This is a genomic window from Sphaerotilus sp., assembly GCF_041083715.1.
In the GTDB taxonomy this organism is placed as follows: domain Bacteria; phylum Pseudomonadota; class Gammaproteobacteria; order Burkholderiales; family Burkholderiaceae_C; genus Sphaerotilus.
In genome coordinates, this window is record NZ_JBFPGY010000370.1 from 1 (window position 1) to 17,072 (window position 17,072).

A 17,072-nucleotide genomic window follows, 5' to 3' on the forward strand; every position below is an offset into this window, starting at 1 on the left:
GCCAGCGCCGCCACGACCGCGCCCCAGAACCCCGCCACCAGGTAGCCGATGAAGCCCGTGGTGATGACCACCGGCCCTGGCGTGATCATCGCCACCGCCACGGCATCGACGAACTGCCGGTCGGTGAGCCAGCCGTGCTCCTGCACCACGCCGCTGTAGAGGAAGGGCACGATCGCCAGGCCGCTGCCGAACACGAAGCTGCCCGCGTAGGCGAAGAACGCGCCGATCTCGGCCAGCTTCGGCCAATCGACGGTGCTGGCCAGCATGGCGCCCACCACCGGGGCCGAAGCAGCCAGCCCGTTCAGCCGCCCGCCGAACCCCTTCTTCGGCGGCGCCCGCAGCAGCCACACCAGCACGCCCGCGCCGAGGAACAGCCAGACGATCTCCGACTTGGTGATCACCGTGACCGCCGCGCTGACCGCGAAGACCGCCCACAGCAGCCGGTCGGAGCCGATGTTCTTGGTGGTGAGCTTGTACGCGCTCATCGCGATGATGCCGATCACCGCCGCGCCGACGCCGTAGAACACCGCCTGCATCCAGCCGATGCCACCATAGGCGACGTACAGCGCCCCGAGCACCACGACCATGCAGAACGACGGCAGCACGAAGGCCAGCCCGGCGAGCGTGGCGCCCAGGATGCGGTGGTGGACGTAGCCGAGGTAGATCGCGAGCTGGGCCGCCAGCGGGCCGGGCATCAACTGGGCCAGGGCCATGCCTTCCTTGTAGTCGGCCTCGGAGATCCACTGCCGGCGCTCGACCAGGTCGCGGTACATGTAGCCCACCAGTGCCACCGGGCCGCCGAAGCCCCAGGTGCCGAGCGCGAGCATGTAGCGCACGAGCTGCCACAGGGTGTAGGTGGGTGCGGGTGCTGGGACCGGGGCGGCAACGGTGGTGGTGTCGTTCATGGGGTGATCCGGCTGGGTGTCTGGGGCCGCTGCGCTGCGCGCTGGAAATGCGCGTGGAGCGAATCGAGCATGGCGCTGGCCTCGGCCAGCAGGGCATCGTCATCGGGCAGCCGCTCGCGCGCCCCGGCCAGCACGGCCTCGAACCCGCTGGCCTCGGGCGCCAGCGGGCCGCCGACATCCAGCCCGTGCACCAGGGCACCGAGCCGCACCAGGGCCGCGTCGCCGGTCAGGCCGAAGCTCTCCAGCAGCGTCTCGAAGGTCACGCGGTCCCCGACATGGCTGAACACGGCGCCGTCGAAATCGAAGCCGAGGGCCTCGGGCGGGCAATCGGCGGGCTGGGCGAGCCACAGGAAACGGGCGCTGCGGTCAATGAAGCGCCGGATCAACCAGGCGCTGGCCACGCGGTCCACCCACAGGCTGCGCCGCGTCGCCCACAGGCGGCCCTGGTACAGCGCAGCGTCCAGGCGCGGCGGCACGGTGCCGTCGGCCTCCTGTGGTTCGTCCGGCGAGCGCAGGCGCTCGATGCGGGCGCTGAAGTCCCGCCACGCGGCGTCGGTCTCCAGCCCCGCTTCGTTCGGGAAGAAATCGATGGCGCGCAGGGCCTCGAACTCGCGGCGCAGTTTCTTGTGCAGCCGGGTCAGCTCGGCCACGCCGAGCGTGGCCAGGGTCGGAGCCGTCTCTGCCCAGGTCTTGCGCAGGCTGGCGTAGTCCTCTCGGCGGTCGAACAGCGCCGGGTAAGTCTGGGCGTCGGCAGTACGGTCAGGCATGGCGGACAGCAGCCAGGCGCTGCCGCCCTCGCGCAGGCATTCGTCGGCGAGGGCCTGCAGCGCGTCATGGTGTTCGGGGTGAGCCGGCAGCAGGTAGGCACCGTCGCGCAGCGCAGCACAGCCCAAGGCTTTGAGCGCCCGCCAGATGCGCATGCGGGCGGTGGCACCGGCCGTTGGCAGGGATAGAACCAAGAGATGCCACGGTGCCTGTTCTGAATCCATGTATCTAACTATACATCTGTGTAGTCATATCTACATGAATTGAGCCAGCACCCGCGGTTCTTCTTCCGTCCTGCAACGCTGTGTTCGACAACCCAGCGCTTGGGCATGACCTGGAAGGGGTGTAGTTCACTGCCCTGTGACGTTGACTGACAAGGCCGCGTCGGCCTCGGTCGAACTCTCATCAACATGTTGCCGTACCCCTGGGGCATCCTTACTGAGCCGCTTTGTGCAAAGCTCCCAGCGCATGTGCAAACAAAGGCCGTTCCGTCAGGATCAGCGGGAGCTGCCACCGTGGTTCACGGCCAGTGAAGAAGTCCAGAAAGGCAACAGCCACATCGGCGTTTTCGGTGACGTTCTCGATGTAGCTGCTCCACTGAGCCTCGTTGACTTCGATGATCTGATCGCTCAAGGGTGATGCTCTGAGCATGGCGAGCCAAGTCGACAGCAGCGTCATGGCTGTCTGGGTCAGCACCAGCACTTCTTGGCTGCGCGAAGCACCTTGCCATTGCAGTGGGTGCTCTCTGAGCAGGTAAACCAGCAGCACCCCAGACGCAAAATGGGCGTAGTCCTCCGGTTCCAGTGGCTCGTAGCGCTGAAGCCCGTCCAGTACGGACACCCATCCCCAGAATACCCGGCCCAGTGGCAGCACCTCGACCACGGCCTCGATGCCCGGTGGCTCCGTGCTGCTGATCCGGAGGGCCAGATCCGACATCAAACTGGGTACCGCCACGCGGAACCACCGCCAAGTTCTGATCTGCGACAGGGAAGCAGAGGAGGCAGCCCAGTGCTGCGCGGTGCGGATGTCAAGCATGGACGTTCTCCACGAGATCAGATGTATCGCAGGGCGAAGGCGATCCAGGCGGCCAGGGCCGTGTCCGGCGTCGAGCTGCCCAAGGCCTGTGTCCAGACTGCCTGGTGGGCGCTGCAGACCTCGTCGGCCAGACGCAGTGCCATTTCGGTCTGCTGACGCACCGGCCCGGGGATCAGTGGTGCCAGCTCGCCAGCCAGCACGACGCACAGGGCCGCGTGGTCGTTCAGGCTCGGCTCCTCGGTGGCCTCAGCGGTGTCGATCGCCGGCGTCAGTACATCAGCAGCCTGCAGGGCCAGGACGATGCGTGCGCTGAGCTGGTGCGGTGAGGGCGGTGCATGCAACAGGTGTTCCGCCTGGGCCTTGCCCGGACTGGCGGCGCTGCGCAGTTGCTGGCCTGCACGCTCAATGCGCTGCTCGTACACGAACAGGTCATTCGTTCCCCGCAAGCTGAGCAGGTGGCGGTAGCGCCAGTGGTGGTCGCGCGTGAACAGGCGGATCGGGTCGATGGTGTGTTCGGCGCTGAAATAGGTCGCCGAAGGGCACAGCGGAATGTCCATCGCTCGGTAATGCCCGTCAGAGCTAAGCAAGTCCACCGCAGCATGATCAGCGCTGCGCAGCAACTGCGCCGTAGTGCGCACAGCCAAGCCTAAAGGTTCACCGAACCGGCCTAGTGTCGTACTGTCGTCACGGTGAGATGCGGTCTGAACACCTTCCACCAGTTTGTGTGCACCTCGCTTGAGGTTGAAACGGATTTCGCGCAACCCGTCTTTCATGGCCAACCCGATGTCCCCATCGGAAAGCGACGAGGGCACCTTGGGCCGTAGAAATTTGCGAGGCATCATGAACTCCTGTCCATTTCAAATGCATTGAGTAGCATAGACGCTTGACGCCAACACGGCGCGGCCATCCCGCGACACGAGGATCCTCCTTTGAACAAGAAGACTCCTGCATTTTCCGCCGCAGATTCCCCAGGCGATGGCAAACCCATCGAACGCAGCGTGACCAATGCCCGCACCCGGCGGATGCGGTTGCGGGCTGCCTGGATGTACTTCATCGAGGAGATGACCCAGAACGAGATCGCGCAGGTGCTGGGTGTGGGCCGCGTCACTGTGGTGAGGCTGCTGTCGGATGCGCGTGAGCGGCATGAGATCAAGTTCAGCATCCAGAGCGGCTTGCCCGAATGTGTGGGGCTGGAGCGTGCGCTGGAGCAGCGGTTCGGCCTGGCGGAAGCGGTGGTGGTGCCGCTGTCGTCGCCCGACTCGGACGCCACCGAGCCGATCGGTGCGGCCCTGGGGCTGTACCTGTCGGACTTCGTGCAACCCGGCATGAAGATCGGCGTGGGCTGGGGCCGCACGCTGCTGGAGTCGCTGCGCTACATCCAGGAATCGCCCGTGGCCGATCTGTCGGTCGTGTCGCTGCTGGGGGGGATCACCAAAGTCAAGCGATTCAACCCGTCCGAATTCGCCTGGCGCTTCTCCAGCCTGTTCCAGGCCGAGTGTTACCTGATGACCGCACCCGCCATCGTGGACACGCCCGCCACGCGGCAGACCTTGATCGAGCACTGCGGGCTGGGCGAGGTTTTCGAGCGTGCCAAGGCGCTCGACGCCGTGTTGATCAGCGTGGGCAGCATGGCCGCCAGCGGCACCGCCTACCGCGACGGCTTCGTGTCCGACGCGTTGCGCCGCTCGATGATCAAGCAGGGGGCGGTGGGCGAGACGCTGTTCCATTTCTTCGATGCGGACGGCCATCTGATCGACCACCCGATCCAGCACTGCGTCATGGCGATTCCCGCGGAGACCCTCCAGGCAGTGCCCCGGCGCATCATGGCCTCGGGCGGGCAGGACAAGGCCGAGGCCGTGCTGGGGGCCATGCGCTTGGTTCGGCCCACCGTGCTCGTGACCGACGAGGTCGTGGCGGCCCGCCTGCTGGAACTCGCCGGCCCCGCCTGAGTCCCGTTTCCCAAGGGCCACGCCAGCGTGGTCGCCCCCAGCCGCATCGCGCAAGTGATGCGGCTTTTTCTTTGCCTGGCCGGAAAACGCAGAGCGTTCAGATCGTTGCATCAGGGATTCCACGGGGTTGTTCAAGGCTGCACCTGCCTTGCTTCATTGATGTACATAGTGCCACAATGAAATACAAATGTGCAATCAAGGCCCGATCAACCGGCCGGGCAGACACTCCTTGGAGATCCCTATGAGCGGCTTTATTCCCAGTGGCCTCGCGGCCGACCTGCAGCAACGGGCGCTGAGCCACCGGCCGATCCGCATCGGCCTGATCGGCTCCGGCATGATGGGTGGCGACATCGTGACGCAGGTGCTGCACATGAAGGGGGTGGTGGTCGCGGCCATCGCCGACCTCAACATTCCCGCTGCCCTGCGGGCCTTGCAGGAGGCCGGGCACACCGGCGATGTCCACCGCCTGGTGGAGACGCCGAGCGCCTTCGACCGGGCGGTCGAGGACGGCCACATCGCCATCACGCAGGACGCGCAACTGGTGTGCAGCAGCGACCTGATCGACGTGGTGGTGGATGCCACCGGCAAGCCGGCCGTCGGGGCGCAGATCGGCCTCAACGCCATGGAGCACGGCAAGCACCTGGTGATGATGAACGTCGAGGCCGACGTGACCATCGGCGCCTACCTCAAGCGCGAGGCCGATCGCCTGGGCGTTGTCTACTCGCTGGGGGCGGGTGACGAGCCGAGTGCCACGATCGAGCTGATCAACTTCGTCTCGGCGCTGGGCTATCCGGTGATCGCCGCCGGCAAAGGCAAGAACAACCCGCTCAACATCGACGCGACGCCCGACCAGTACGCTGCGGAGGCGCACGGCAAGAACCTGAACCCGCGCATGCTGGTCGAGTTTGTGGACGGCTCGAAGACGGCGGTGGAGATGTGTGCCATCGCCAACGCCACCGGGCTGGTGCCGGATGTGCCCGGCATGCACGGCCCGGCCGCGGGGCTGGACGAGCTGCACCGGGTGCTGTGCCCGCGCGAGGACGGCGGCATCCTGCACCGCAAGGGCGTGGTGGACTACACCATCGGCAAGGGCGTGGCCCCCGGTGTCTTCGTCGTCGCCGAAATGGCGCACCCGCGGCTGCGCGAGCGCATGGACTACCTCAAGCTCGGTACCGGCCCCTACTACACCTTCTACCGACCCTACCACCTGTGCAGCCTGGAGGTGCCGCTGACCTGCGTGCGGGCGGTGCTGTACGGCCGGGCCGACATGGCGCCGATCGCCCGGCCGACCGCCGAGGTCTGCGCCGTCGCCAAGCGCGACCTGGTGCCCGGCGACACGCTCGACGCCATCGGCGAGTACACCTACCGCGCCTGGGCCATGACGGCCGAGGACGCCCGCCAGCAGCGCGCCATTCCCTGCGGTCTGCTGGAGCAGGCCAAGGTGCTGCAACCCATCCGCAAGGGCGAGCTGGTCACCTATGCCAACACCGCAGTGGATGCGGGATCGCGCATCGTCGAGCTGCGCCGCCGCCAGGACGTGATGGTCTACGGCGAGCAAGGGGTGCTGGCATGACGGGGGTTCCGAGCCAGGAAGGCGTGCCGGCCATCTTCCGGCGTTTCAGCGTTCCCGCGCTGCACGGGGTGCTGCGCCAGATGCACCTGATCCGCCAGTTCGAGGAAGGGGCCGAGCAGGCGTACATGCGCGGGCTGGTCCACGGCACCATGCACCTGTCGATCGGCCAGGAGGCCAGCGCGACCGGGGTGTGCGCGGTACTGGAACCGGGCGACTACATCACCTCCACCCACCGGGGCCACGGCCACTGCATCGCCAAGGGTGCCGAGGCGAAGTACATGTTCGCCGAGTTCTTCGGCAAGGACACCGGCTACTGCCGGGGGCGTGGCGGCTCGATGCACATCGCCGACGTGGCCAGCGGCAACCTGGGTGCCAACGGCATCGTGGGCGGGGGGATGCCGATTGCCGTGGGTGCCGCGCTGGCACTCAAGCAGCGCCGGCTGCCCAACGTTGCCATCTGCTTCTTCGGCGACGGCGCGAACAACGAGGGCGCCTTCCACGAGAGCCTGAACATGGCGGCGATCTGGAAGCTGCCGGTGGTGTTCGTGTGCGAGAACAACCAGTACGGCATGTCCACCTCGACCGAACGCTCCACCGCCGTCAAGCGCATCGCCCAGCGCGCCGTGGCCTACGACATGCCCGGCGTGACGGTGGACGGCAACGACTTCGCCTGCGTCGCCGAAGCCGCCGCCGAGGCCGTGGACCGCGCGCGCCGGGGCGAAGGTCCGTCGCTGCTCGAATGCATGACCTACCGCCACCGCGGCCACTCCAAGAGCGATCGCAACCGCTACCGCACCAAGGAGGAGATCGACGCCTGGATCGCGCTGGACCCGATCGGCCGCTTCGAGCAGACCCTGTTGCAGCACGGCCTGATCGATGCCGCACAGATCGAGGCGCTGGTCGCCGACGTGGCGCGGGAGATCGACGACGCCGTCGAGTTCGCCAGGAACAGCCCGGCGCCCGAACTGTCGAGCCTGACCTCTTTTGTCTACACGCATGTTCCGGGGGAGACCGCCCATGTCCGCTGAAAACGCCGCCAGCCGAGAGCTGACCTACTCGCAAGCCATCCAGGAAGCGCTGGCCCTGGCGATGGAGCGTGACGATCGCGTGTTCCTGATGGGCGAAGACATTGGTGTCTACGGTGGTGCCTTTCAGGTCACGGGCGATCTCGTCCACCGCTTCGGCGAGGACCGCGTGATGGACACGCCGATCTCCGAGCTGGGTGGGGCAGGGGTCGCGGTGGGTGCGGCACTGCTGGGCCAGCGGCCCGTGTTCGAGTTCCAGTTCTCGGACTTCGCGGCACTGGCGATGGAGCAGATCGTCAACCAGGCCGCCAAGATCCGCTACATGCTGGGCGGCAAGGCGTCGGTGCCGCTGGTGATGCGGTTTCCGAGCGGCTCGGGCACCGGGGCGGCGGCTCAGCACAGCCAGAGCCTGGAGGCGTGGCTGGCGCATGTGCCCGGCCTGAAGGTGGTGCAGCCGTCCACGCCGCACGACGCCAAGGGCATGCTGCTGGCGGCCATCGAAGACCCGGACCCGGTGATGTTCTTCGAGCACAAGCTGCTCTACAAGATGAAAGGCCCGGTGCCCGAGGGCTACTACACCGAGCCGCTGCACGAGGCCCGCGTCCGGCGCGTCGGCGACCAGGTGACGATCGCGGCCAATTCGATCATGGTCCACAAGGCCCTGGACGCGGCCGAGCAACTGGCGGCGGAAGGCATCTCGGCCGAGGTGATCGACCTGCGCTCGCTGCGGCCGATGGACTACCGGACGGTGATCGACAGCGTGTGCAAGACGACCCGGCTGGTCTGCGTCTACGAGGGCACGAAGCAGTTCGGCATCGGCACCGAGGTGGCGGCGGCGATCGCCGAGAGCGAGGCCTTCGACCGGCTGGATGCGCCGATCGTGCGGCTCGGCGGCGCGGACTGCCCGCTGCCCTACAACCCGGACCTGGAGCGGGCCGCCGTGCCGCAGGTGCCTGACATCGTGGCCGCCGTGCGCCGCACCGTGCAGGGAGGGCGCTGACCATGGCCACCGAACTCATCCTGCCCCGCGTGGACATGGACATGGCCGAAGGCAAGATCGCCCACTGGTACGTCAAGGACGGCGATCAGGTCACCAGGGGCCAAGTGCTGTTCGAGATCGAGACCGACAAGGCGACGATGGAGGTCGATGCGCCCGCAGCGGGTATCGTCGCCGGGCTGTGTGGCGAGATTGGCGAGGTCATGCCCGTGGGGCAGGTCGTGGGCTGGATCCTGGCGCCGGGCGAAGGGATGCCGTCCGCCGCCGAGCCACCGGTCGAAGCGGCCGTCCCCGAGGTGCCCCTGCCTGCGCCCGCGTCCGTGTCCGCGCCTGAACCTGCGCCAGCCCCTGCCGCACCGCCGGTGGTGGCTGCCGATCCGGTCGTGGCCGGGGTGCCCCTGCTGCGCGCCACTCCCCTGGCCCGCAGCCTGGCACGCGAACATGGCATCGAACTGCGGTCGCTGATCGGCTCGGGGCCACAAGGGCGCATCGTCGGTGCGGACGTGCCGGTCGGCGCCGGAGGGAATCGCACCAGCCCGCTGCACCTCCATTGGTGGCAACGCGGCAGTGGTGCCCCGGTGGTTCTGCTGCACGGCTTCGGCGCCGACCACGTGGGCTGGCGTCCGCTGGTGTCGCTGCTGCCGCCCGACATGCCGCTGATCGGCATCGACCTGCCGAACCACGGCAAGTCCGGGCGCCTGCCGGTGGAGTCCCTGCAAGACCTGGCCAACGCCGTGCTCCGGCGCCTGGACCAGGAGGGCGTGGACCGCTTCCACCTGCTCGGCCATTCGCTCGGGGGCGGCACGGCGCTGGCCGCCGCGGCGCTGGCCCGTGACCGCGTGCGCTCGCTGACCGTGCTCGCGCCGGCCGGTCTCGGGGCGGACATCGACGGCGCCTTCATCGACGGGCTGGTGTCGGCGCAGACCGAATCCGCGCTGCGGGCCGTGCTGCTGCGGCTCTTCCACGACCCCGCCGTGCTCAGTGGTTCCTTCGTCGCCACCGCGTTCCAGCAGCTGCAGGCACCGGGCCGGCAGGCGGCGCTGGCGGCCCTGGCGGCACGGCTCATGCCGGCAGGGCGGCAGGCCGGGTCGGCGGGGGTGGCCTGGCCGACGCTGCGGGTACCGATCAAGGTGGTCTGGGGACGTGCCGACCGCATCCTGCCAATCGCCCATGCAGCGGACCTGCCGGGGCGCGTGGCCGTGCATCTGCTGCACGACGTGGGACACCTGCCGCAGGTGGAGGCGGCGGGGCTGGTGGCGGAGCTGTTGCAGCAGCAATGGCGGGCGGCCGAAGCGGCCTGAGTGCGGTTGGATCGGGTCTAGGTGAACACCCTGACGATGAACATATTGACTTTGAAAAGTACAAATGTAGCATTTGCTCATCGATCGAACCGCGACAAATTAACGATCGACTGACCCCCGCACCACCCTTCCAGCCCAGGAGAAACCCCATGCAATTTACCCAGAGTGCCCTGATCCTGCTGGTGATTTTCTGGAGCCTTCAGATTGCGGGCTCCTGGGTGCAGTGGTCGCATTACCGCCGTGCCTTGACCAGCGCGACCGGGGCCTGGAGCGACGGGTTTCTCGGCATGGGCCAGCACCGGCCGCGGTTCGGACTGGGCGCCATCGCCTTGCTGGAAGTCGGGCCGGACTTGCGGGTGCGGCGCCTGCAGGTGATGTCGGGCATGAGCGTGTTCGCCCGCTTCAAGCCGCAGGACGGGGTGGTGGGCTGGTCGCTGTCCACGCTGGCCATGCACTTCGCCCCAGGTCAGCGCGATGACCGCACCGCCCTGGCCATCCGCCAGGCCATTGCCCAGGTGGAGGAGGTGCGTGCCCGACAAAAGTGAAACGCTGCGGTAGCCCACCCACCCCACGGCCCGATTCGGACCACCCCCAGTTCCAGTAAACCAAGCAATAGAAGAGGTAGAGACAACCATGGAAACTTTTGAATTTCTTGCACGTGGCGCGGAAGCGTTCATCGGCGTGTTCAATGCCGGCGGAAAAACCTTCGTCGGCTTCGTCACCGGCATCCTGCCCACACTGATCGTGCTGCTGACGGCGGTCTACACGCTGATCGGCCTGGTCGGCGAGCAGCGCGTCCACCGCATGGCGCAATTCGCCGCCGGCAACGTCATCACCCGCTACACCGTGCTGCCGTTCCTCGCGATGTTCTTCCTGACCAACCCGATGGCCTATACCTTCGGCATGTTCGTCGAGGAGAAGCACAAGCCCGCGTTCTACGACTCGGCCGTGTCGCTGTGCCATCCGATCACCGGGCTGTTCCCGCACTGCAATCCGGGCGAGCTGTTTGTCTGGCTGGGTGTGGGTGCTGCCATCACCAAGCTGGCTGAAACGGGCCACGCACCGTTCTCGCTGGCCAAGCTGGCCCTGACCTACCTGCTGGTGGGCCTGTTCGTCAACCTGCTCAAGGGCATCGTGACCGAGCGCATCACCGCCATGATCGCCAAGCGCGACGGCGTGGTTCTCTGACCGTCCTCTGCCGACAAAACCTTTCGGAGACAACACCATGCAGAGCAGCAAGACCTTCAAGTCCGTCACCGTCAGCCGTGGCCCCGGTGGCTGGGGCGGTCCCCTCGTCATCACACCCACGGCCGAGCGCGACAAGATCATGGCCGTCACCGGTGGCGGCATCCCGGAACTGGCCCACCGCCTGGCGGCCTTGACCGGCGCCACCGTCGTCGATGGCTTTCGCGCACCGCCGCCGGAGAGCGAAGTCGCCGCCGTGATCGTCGATTGCGGCGGCACCGCCCGCTGCGGCGTCTACCCACGTAAGCGCATTCCGACTGTCAACCTCACCCCGGTTGGCCAGTCCGGCCCTTTGGCTGAATTCATCACTGAGGACATCTACGTGTCCGGTGTCACGGTGGACAACATGAAACTCTCCGACGGATCTGCTCCTGTCTTCCACGCCGCCGCCGCGGCGACTGCTCCGGCCAGCGCGCCCCGCGCCGCTGCCAACGACGCCCCGCAAGGCGGCGTGGTCGGCTTCATCACCTCCATCGGGCGCAGCATGGGCGGCGTGGTCGGCGTGCTATTCAACAGTGGACGCAAATCCATCGACCAGGTGATCCGCAACGTGCTGCCCTTCATGGCCTTCGTGACCATGTTGATCGGCCTGATCAATTCGACTGGCGTCGGCACCGTGCTGGCGCACCTGCTGGAGCCGCTGGCGGGCAACGTGGTCGGGCTGCTGGTGCTGTCGGCGATCTGTGGTCTGCCATTCCTGTCGCCCATCCTCGGGCCCGGTGCGGTGATCGCGCAGGTGATCGGGGCCGCCATCATCGGCCCGGCGATCGCCAGCGGCACGATTCCGCCTGCGATGGCGCTGCCCGCGCTGTTCGCCTACGACACCCAGGTCGGCTGCGACTTCGTGCCGGTAGGTCTGGCCCTCGGCGAGGCCAAGCCCGAGACGATCCGGGTGGGTGTGCCGGCGGTGCTGATCTCGCGGCAGATCATGGGGCCGGTCTCGGTCGTGATCGCCTGGCTGGTCAGCTTCCTGCTCTGACCACATGCTGAATGCACAATGAATGCCAAAGGACACACACAGATGATTTATTACTCCACCACCGTGACCGCCATCGGCGAAGAGGTGCCGGACCTGCTCGACGGTGGCGTGCTGATCCTGTACGAGGATGGTGCCCCGGCCGCCTTGGCCGAGGTGTCGGTGCAGCACCGCGTCTCGGGCATGGTGGCGTCGGTGGCCCCCCCCGTCGGCGCGCAGATCACGTTGGGCACACTCACCACCCGCGTCAGCGCCGTCGGCAGCAGCGCCTGGAACAAGGTGCGCGAGCTGGGCCATGTCGTGTTCAATTTCAACGGTGCGGTGCTGGCGGAGCGGCCCGGAGAAATCTGTGTGGAGCCTTTGGATCTGTCGGCGCTGCGTCAGCAGATGCGGTCGGGTAGCCCCATCGTCATCGCCGACTGACGATGCATTGATTGACTGACTGATCGGTTGCCTCTTCCATGATCGAGTTGTCCACTACCGTGCGTGTCCTCGAAGGATTGCACACCCGCCCCGCTACCCACATGGCCAAGCTGGCCAAGAGCTTCGACTGCAGCGTTGAACTCGTCTGTCGCGGCACACAGGCCAATGCCAAGAGTTCGGTCAAGCTGATGTTGCTGGGCGTGAAGGAAGGCGACGAGGTGCTGCTGCGCGCCGACGGGCCGGACGAACACCTGGCGCTGCACCAGTTGATGGACTATCTGCACGATCCGCAGTCCGGCCTGATCGGGGAGGCCGGGGCGGTGGCACCTGCCGAGGCTGCGCCGGCCGGCGGGACGGGACCGGACGTGACCGCAGGGCCGGCGGCGCCCAACCGCGTGCAGGGCGTGCCTGGCAGTCGCGGCACGGCCCTCGGGTCGGCCTATGTCTACCTGCCGCGCGCGCTGGTAGCGGTGCGCCATGTGGTCGAGGTCGAGGACATCGCCGCTGAACTCGACCGCTTTCGCCAGGCGCTGGCCGAGTTTGTCCGCCCGATGTCCGAGGGCATGGACGACGACGCACCCGTTGCCGCGCAGGACCGTGCCATCCTGCAGGCGCTGGTCGATGTGGCCCAGGACGAGGAGTACGTGGGCGCGATCATCCGGGGCATCGAGGCCCAGGGCGACGCTGCGGCGGTGACGCTGCGGGTGGGCGAGGTGCTGGCCGCGACCTTCGAGTCGATGACCGACGACTACATGCGTGCCCGGGCCGAGGACATCCGGGGGGTGACACGTCAGCTGGCCGCTGCGCTGCTCGGTCAGCCGCTGCCGGACCTGTCGCGCATCGACCGGCCCAGCGTGCTGGTGGCGGCCGACCTGAGCGCCTGGGAGTTCTCCAAGGTGCCGATCCGCCACGTGCGGGGGCTGGTCTGCACGGGTGGTTCGGCCACGTCGCATGTGGCCATCATGGCGCGCACGCACGGCATCCCGGCGGTGCTGGGCGTGCCGCTGTCGGAGGTGGAGCTGCAGGCCGCGCAGACCCTGGTGGTCGAGGGGGACACCGGCCATGTCATCGTTAACCCCGACGCGTGCCAGCAGGCCCACGCCGAGCGCCAGATCACTGCCGAGCGCGAGGCCCGTGCCGCCTTGCAGCATTACCGCGACCTGCACCCCCGCACCCGAGATGGCCGGGCGATCGAGGTGGTGGCCAATCTGGGCGCGCTGGGTGAGATCGCACTCGCGCTCGATGCCGGTGCGATGGGTGTGGGCCTGTTCCGCACCGAGTTGCTGTTCATGCAGCAGCGCACCTTGCCCACCGAGCACGAGCAGACCGAGGTCTACCGGCAACTGGCCCGGGCGTTCCACCCGCGCCCGGTGATCATCCGGACGCTGGACATCGGGGGCGACAAGCCGGTGGCGGGCATCGACTTCCCCCGCGAGGAGAACCCGTTCCTCGGCTGGCGCGGCGTGCGCATGTGCCTGGACCGGCCGGAGATATTCAAGCCGCAGTTGCGCGCCCTGCTGCGGGCGGCGGTGGAAGGCAATGTGCGCGTGATGATCCCGATGATCAGCGAGATCGAGGAGGTCCGCCGCGTGCGCCAGCTCATCGACACCTGTGCGCAGGAGCTGCTCGCCGAGGGGCAGGCACACGCCTCGTTCGAGCTGGGCATCATGATCGAGACGCCGGCCGCCGTGCTGCAGGCCGATGCGCTGGCCGCCGAGGTGGCGTTCTTCTCGATCGGTACCAATGACCTGACGCAGTACGTGATGGCCACCGACCGCGCCAACGCCATGATCGCGGCGCTCTATCGCACGGAGCACCCGGCCGTGATGACCGCGATCGAGATGACCTGCCAGGCGGCGGCGCGGGCGGGCATTTGGGTCGGGGTGTGCGGCGAGGCGGCGGCCAATCTCGATCTGCTGCCGCGCTTCATCGACCTGGGTGTCACCGAACTGAGCATGAGTCCTGCGGCCATCCTGGCGGCCAAGAAGCGGATCTGCGAGCTGTGACCGAGGACAAAACCTTGTCTGGCGTTCCCATCCGCTGCGTGCTCAGCGACTGCGACGGCGTCATCGTGGACAGCGAGGTGATGGCCGAGGAGGTGCTGGCAGATGTGCTGGCATCGGTCTTTGACCGCTCGGACATCCGCTCGCTGACCCGAGACCTGTTCGGGATGCGGGTCATCGAGATCATCGCGGCCGTGGAGCGCCTGCTGGACAAGCCCTTGTCCGAGGAACACCGCCGCGCGCTGCAGCACCGCATCGACGCCGAAGTGGCCGAACGCGCCACCGCCATGCCCGGCATGTTCGACACCTACCGGGCGCTGGGTCGGCCGGTGGCGGTGGTCTCCAACAGCGCCCGTCATCGCCTGCGGCGCAGCGTGGAGCGGGCCGGCCTGCTGGACTGGCTGGACCCGCACATCTACAGCGCCGAGGACGTGGGCCGCCCGAAACCCGCGCCAGACGCCTACCTGCACGCGGCCCGGCAGCTTGGCGTGCCACCGGCCGAGTGCCTGGTGATCGAGGACAGCGCCACCGGGGTCCGGGCCGGCTGTGCCGCGGGAATGCGGGTGGTCGGCTTTCTCGGGGGCAGCCATGTATTCAGCGATCATGGCGACCGTTTGCGCGCAGCGGGGGCGGTCGCCGTGTTCGCACGCATGAGCGAACTGCCCGCGCTGATCGCGGTGTTGGAAAATGGCTACCGGGAACCCCATGTCGATTGACCATATCCGTGCCAGCCTTGGCGACGCACAGGCTGCCTTGACCCGCCTGCTGTCCGACGAGGCCGCGTTGGCCAGCATCGGGCGTGCGGCCGATCTGCTGGTCGACGTATTCCAGCGGCGGGGTCGGGTGTACTCCTGCGGCAACGGCGGCTCGATGTGCGATGCCATGCACTTCGCCGAGGAGCTGACCGGCCGTTATCGGCAGGACCGTGCGGCGTTGGCGGCCACTGCGATCAGCGATCCCGGACACCTGAGCTGTGTCGGCAACGACCTTGGCTACGAGCAGGTGTTCTCCCGCTACATCGAAGCGCACGGCCGGACCGGCGACTGCCTGCTGGCACTCAGCACCAGTGGCACGAGCCGCAATGTTGTCCGTGCGGCAGAGGTGGCCCGCGCGCTCGGCTTGACGGTCATCGTGCTGTCTGGCCGACCCAGCCCGACCCTCGAAGCCCTGAGCGATGTGGTTGTCTGCACGCCGGCTGGCGCCTTTGCGGATCGGGTCCAGGAACTGCACATCAAGGTGCTGCACATCCTGATCGAACTGGTGGAGCGGCGTCTCTTTCCTGGCAACTACTGTTCCGGGGGCGCATGAGGAACAGCGAGAAAAGCCAGACGAGCGCACTGCAGGTGGCTATTGAACCAGCGTTTGGCATGACGCAGGCGGAGGCTCTTGGCTTCCTCCCCACAGTTTCAGGGTCGGCGAGATCGTCGACACGCGCTAAGACTTCGAGGCCTCGCCGTGCAGCCATGACAGGAACGCTTCGACTGGCGGTCGCTTGGCGTGTCGAACTGGATACACGGCGAAGTGCGCTTTCACCTTGACAGCCTTGTCAAGCCCGAACACGGGCCGAAGCTTGCGTTCAGCGATGTGTCGGCCAGCAATGGTCGTGCTTTCGAGTGCCACCCCCAGTCCTTGAGTCGCCGCGTCGAGTGACATCTGTGCCCGGTCAAACCGCACCGCGAACCGGTCGGGTGCGCGCATGTCCGTGAAGGCTGCGAACCAGTCGGACCATTGAATGACGCTGACGTTGCTCTGGATGAGCTTGACTCCAAGCAGCTGCTCGGGCTGCTTCAGACGGTGCTTCTGGATGAACGCAGGACTCGCAAGAGGCACGATGCTTTCGACGAACAAAGGCTCGACCACGAGATCCGGCCAGTTCGGCACACCGTAGCGGAGATCGATGTCCGCCTGTCCAAGTTCGAAGTCGCTTGGAGTGTGGGCTGCCGACAGATTCAGCGAGATGTCGGGATAGGCCTCTGCAAAGGCCTGAAGCCGCGACATCAGCCACAAGCTCGCGATGCTGGGCGCCGAGTGGACATACAGGCTGTTGCTGACGCCCTGTTTCAGGTCCTCGGTCGCCGCTGCGATGGCCGACAACGCGCCACCGATGCGCGACAGATAAGCCTCTCCCGCGGGACTGATGCGCACACCGTGCGCGCTGCGCTCGAAAAGGCGCACGCCCAGGTGCGCCTCAAGCTTCGAGACCTGGTGGCTGACGGCCGATGCCGTGACGTGGAGTTCCGCGGCTGCGAGCGCAAAGCTGCGACGCCGGGCCACGGCCTCGAAGGACTGGAGGCTGACGACGGGGGGGAGAAAGGACATGGGGACAACCCTGCCATTGGTTGAGTATCGCTCATCTTAGGCTGAAAAAAAGTCGTTTGCATTCATGTTGAGCCGCAACGAATATGCGACGCAAGCACAGGGGAGACAAGTCGCGGCACACAGCCCCCAGGATCCGGCAGCGCCGGTCTTGTCTCCCGTGTTGATCCTGAACCCTCACTTCACTGAAGACGCAAGACATGCTGCTCAAGGACAAAGTTGCCGTCATCACCGGCGGTGCCGGTCTCAACGGCCTCGGCTTCGCCACGGCGCGGCTGATGGCATCGCACGGCGCCCGCGTCGTCGTGGTCGACCTGGCTCGCGCAGAGCCTGCTGCGGCGGCGGCGCAGATCGGCGCCGGGCACCTCGGTCTGGTCGCCGACGTCACCGACAAGGCCTCATGCGACGCCGCCATGGCCGCGGTGCTGAAAACTTTCGGGCGCATCGACGTGTTGGTCAACAACGCCGGCATCACCCAGCCAGCGAAGACCTGCGACATCACTGGCGCCGATTACGACCGCATCCTCGACGTGAGCCTGCGTGGCACGCTGTACATGTC

General features: G+C 67.1%; 18 protein-coding genes. 13 read left to right on the plus strand and 5 right to left on the minus strand.

The window, feature by feature from the left end; translation table 11 throughout:
- The 4 genes from chrA to AB3X43_RS17420 form a co-directional block, all read right to left on the minus strand.
- On the minus strand, positions 1-905 hold a 905-nt coding region (gene chrA, locus AB3X43_RS17405), incomplete at its 3' end, for a chromate efflux transporter (RefSeq protein ID WP_369431127.1).
- Positions 902-1,894 carry a chromate resistance protein ChrB domain-containing protein gene (locus tag AB3X43_RS17410; RefSeq protein WP_473965144.1) on the minus strand — a complete coding sequence of 331 codons (993 nt, stop codon included), beginning with the start codon at positions 1,892-1,894 and terminating at the stop codon, positions 902-904. The genes chrA and AB3X43_RS17410, both read right to left, overlap by 4 nt.
- Before the next feature lie 211 nt (positions 1,895-2,105).
- Positions 2,106-2,705, minus strand: coding sequence for a hypothetical protein (locus tag AB3X43_RS17415; RefSeq protein ID WP_369431129.1), 600 nt, complete (start codon positions 2,703-2,705; stop codon positions 2,106-2,108).
- Between the two features lie 17 nt (positions 2,706-2,722).
- Positions 2,723-3,544: a hypothetical protein gene (locus AB3X43_RS17420; RefSeq protein WP_369431130.1), complete on the minus strand. Its 822-nt coding sequence runs from the start codon at positions 3,542-3,544 to the stop codon at positions 2,723-2,725.
- Between the two features lie 90 nt (positions 3,545-3,634).
- Here AB3X43_RS17420 and AB3X43_RS17425 point away from each other — a divergent pair, with 90 nt between their 5' ends.
- The 12 genes from AB3X43_RS17425 (at position 3,635) to AB3X43_RS17480 (ending at position 15,505) form a co-directional block, all read left to right on the plus strand.
- Positions 3,635-4,654, plus strand: coding sequence for a sugar-binding transcriptional regulator (locus tag AB3X43_RS17425; RefSeq protein ID WP_369431131.1), 1,020 nt, complete (start codon positions 3,635-3,637; stop codon positions 4,652-4,654).
- Positions 4,655-4,895: 241 nt separating this feature from the next.
- Entirely contained in the window at positions 4,896-6,227 is a 1,332-nt protein-coding gene (locus AB3X43_RS17430) for an NAD(P)H-dependent oxidoreductase (protein WP_369431132.1), read from the plus strand.
- On the plus strand, positions 6,224-7,255 hold the full coding sequence (locus AB3X43_RS17435; RefSeq protein WP_369431133.1) for a thiamine pyrophosphate-dependent dehydrogenase E1 component subunit alpha: 1,032 nt from the start codon (positions 6,224-6,226) through the stop codon (positions 7,253-7,255). The genes AB3X43_RS17430 and AB3X43_RS17435 overlap by 4 nt, the downstream gene beginning before the upstream one ends.
- Positions 7,245-8,252: an alpha-ketoacid dehydrogenase subunit beta gene (locus AB3X43_RS17440; RefSeq protein WP_369431134.1), complete on the plus strand. Its 1,008-nt coding sequence runs from the start codon at positions 7,245-7,247 to the stop codon at positions 8,250-8,252. The genes AB3X43_RS17435 and AB3X43_RS17440 overlap by 11 nt, the downstream gene beginning before the upstream one ends.
- A gap of 2 nt (positions 8,253-8,254) precedes the next feature.
- Complete coding sequence (locus AB3X43_RS17445; protein WP_369431135.1) at positions 8,255-9,550, plus strand: acetoin dehydrogenase dihydrolipoyllysine-residue acetyltransferase subunit; 1,296 nt, start codon at positions 8,255-8,257, stop codon at positions 9,548-9,550.
- 149 nt (positions 9,551-9,699) lie between these two features.
- On the plus strand, positions 9,700-10,095 hold the full coding sequence (locus AB3X43_RS17450) for a transcriptional regulator GutM (protein WP_369431136.1): 396 nt from the start codon (positions 9,700-9,702) through the stop codon (positions 10,093-10,095).
- 88 nt (positions 10,096-10,183) lie between these two features.
- On the plus strand, positions 10,184-10,738 hold the full coding sequence (gene srlA / locus AB3X43_RS17455) for a PTS glucitol/sorbitol transporter subunit IIC (RefSeq protein WP_369431137.1): 555 nt from the start codon (positions 10,184-10,186) through the stop codon (positions 10,736-10,738).
- A 37-nt stretch (positions 10,739-10,775) separates the two neighbouring features.
- Complete coding sequence (srlE, locus tag AB3X43_RS17460) at positions 10,776-11,774, plus strand: PTS glucitol/sorbitol transporter subunit IIB (RefSeq protein WP_369431138.1); 999 nt, start codon at positions 10,776-10,778, stop codon at positions 11,772-11,774.
- 42 nt (positions 11,775-11,816) lie between these two features.
- Positions 11,817-12,194 carry a PTS glucitol/sorbitol transporter subunit IIA gene (locus AB3X43_RS17465; RefSeq protein WP_369431139.1) on the plus strand — a complete coding sequence of 126 codons (378 nt, stop codon included), beginning with the start codon at positions 11,817-11,819 and terminating at the stop codon, positions 12,192-12,194.
- Between the two features lie 38 nt (positions 12,195-12,232).
- Entirely contained in the window at positions 12,233-14,200 is a 1,968-nt protein-coding gene (gene ptsP, locus AB3X43_RS17470) for a phosphoenolpyruvate--protein phosphotransferase (RefSeq protein ID WP_369431140.1), read from the plus strand.
- Positions 14,201-14,214: 14 nt separating this feature from the next.
- Entirely contained in the window at positions 14,215-14,913 is a 699-nt protein-coding gene (locus AB3X43_RS17475) for an HAD family hydrolase (protein WP_369431141.1), read from the plus strand.
- The gene (locus AB3X43_RS17480) at positions 14,903-15,505 is read left to right on the plus strand and encodes an SIS domain-containing protein (protein ID WP_369431142.1); all 603 of its coding nucleotides are present in this window, start codon (positions 14,903-14,905) and stop codon (positions 15,503-15,505) included. Before AB3X43_RS17475 ends, AB3X43_RS17480 begins: the two co-directional genes overlap by 11 nt.
- Before the next feature lie 126 nt (positions 15,506-15,631).
- On the opposite strand, the gene AB3X43_RS17485 is transcribed toward AB3X43_RS17480, so the two are convergent.
- The gene (locus AB3X43_RS17485) at positions 15,632-16,516 is read right to left on the minus strand and encodes a LysR substrate-binding domain-containing protein (protein ID WP_369431143.1); all 885 of its coding nucleotides are present in this window, start codon (positions 16,514-16,516) and stop codon (positions 15,632-15,634) included.
- Positions 16,517-16,713: 197 nt separating this feature from the next.
- Here AB3X43_RS17485 and AB3X43_RS17490 point away from each other — a divergent pair.
- The coding region (locus AB3X43_RS17490; RefSeq protein WP_369431144.1) for an SDR family NAD(P)-dependent oxidoreductase at positions 16,714-17,072 on the plus strand (359 nt) is incomplete at its 3' end.

What these genes read in the sequence shown, in the direction of transcription:
- AB3X43_RS17410 (WP_473965144.1), bottom strand. Translation starts at nt 1,894, where the DNA reads ATGGATTCAGAACAGGCACCGTGGCATCTCTTGGTTCTATCCCTGCCA.
- AB3X43_RS17415 (WP_369431129.1), bottom strand. Translation starts at nt 2,705, where the DNA reads ATGCTTGACATCCGCACCGCGCAGCACTGGGCTGCCTCCTCTGCTTCC.
- AB3X43_RS17420 (WP_369431130.1), bottom strand. Translation starts at nt 3,544, where the DNA reads ATGCCTCGCAAATTTCTACGGCCCAAGGTGCCCTCGTCGCTTTCCGAT.
- AB3X43_RS17430 (WP_369431132.1), top strand. Translation starts at nt 4,896, where the DNA reads ATGAGCGGCTTTATTCCCAGTGGCCTCGCGGCCGACCTGCAGCAACGG.
- AB3X43_RS17435 (WP_369431133.1), top strand. Translation starts at nt 6,224, where the DNA reads ATGACGGGGGTTCCGAGCCAGGAAGGCGTGCCGGCCATCTTCCGGCGT.
- AB3X43_RS17440 (WP_369431134.1), top strand. Translation starts at nt 7,245, where the DNA reads ATGTCCGCTGAAAACGCCGCCAGCCGAGAGCTGACCTACTCGCAAGCC.
- AB3X43_RS17445 (WP_369431135.1), top strand. Translation starts at nt 8,255, where the DNA reads ATGGCCACCGAACTCATCCTGCCCCGCGTGGACATGGACATGGCCGAA.
- AB3X43_RS17450 (WP_369431136.1), top strand. Translation starts at nt 9,700, where the DNA reads ATGCAATTTACCCAGAGTGCCCTGATCCTGCTGGTGATTTTCTGGAGC.
- srlA (WP_369431137.1), top strand. Translation starts at nt 10,184, where the DNA reads ATGGAAACTTTTGAATTTCTTGCACGTGGCGCGGAAGCGTTCATCGGC.
- srlE (WP_369431138.1), top strand. Translation starts at nt 10,776, where the DNA reads ATGCAGAGCAGCAAGACCTTCAAGTCCGTCACCGTCAGCCGTGGCCCC.
- AB3X43_RS17465 (WP_369431139.1), top strand. Translation starts at nt 11,817, where the DNA reads ATGATTTATTACTCCACCACCGTGACCGCCATCGGCGAAGAGGTGCCG.
- ptsP (WP_369431140.1), top strand. Translation starts at nt 12,233, where the DNA reads ATGATCGAGTTGTCCACTACCGTGCGTGTCCTCGAAGGATTGCACACC.
- AB3X43_RS17480 (WP_369431142.1), top strand. Translation starts at nt 14,903, where the DNA reads ATGTCGATTGACCATATCCGTGCCAGCCTTGGCGACGCACAGGCTGCC.
- AB3X43_RS17485 (WP_369431143.1), bottom strand. Translation starts at nt 16,516, where the DNA reads ATGTCCTTTCTCCCCCCCGTCGTCAGCCTCCAGTCCTTCGAGGCCGTG.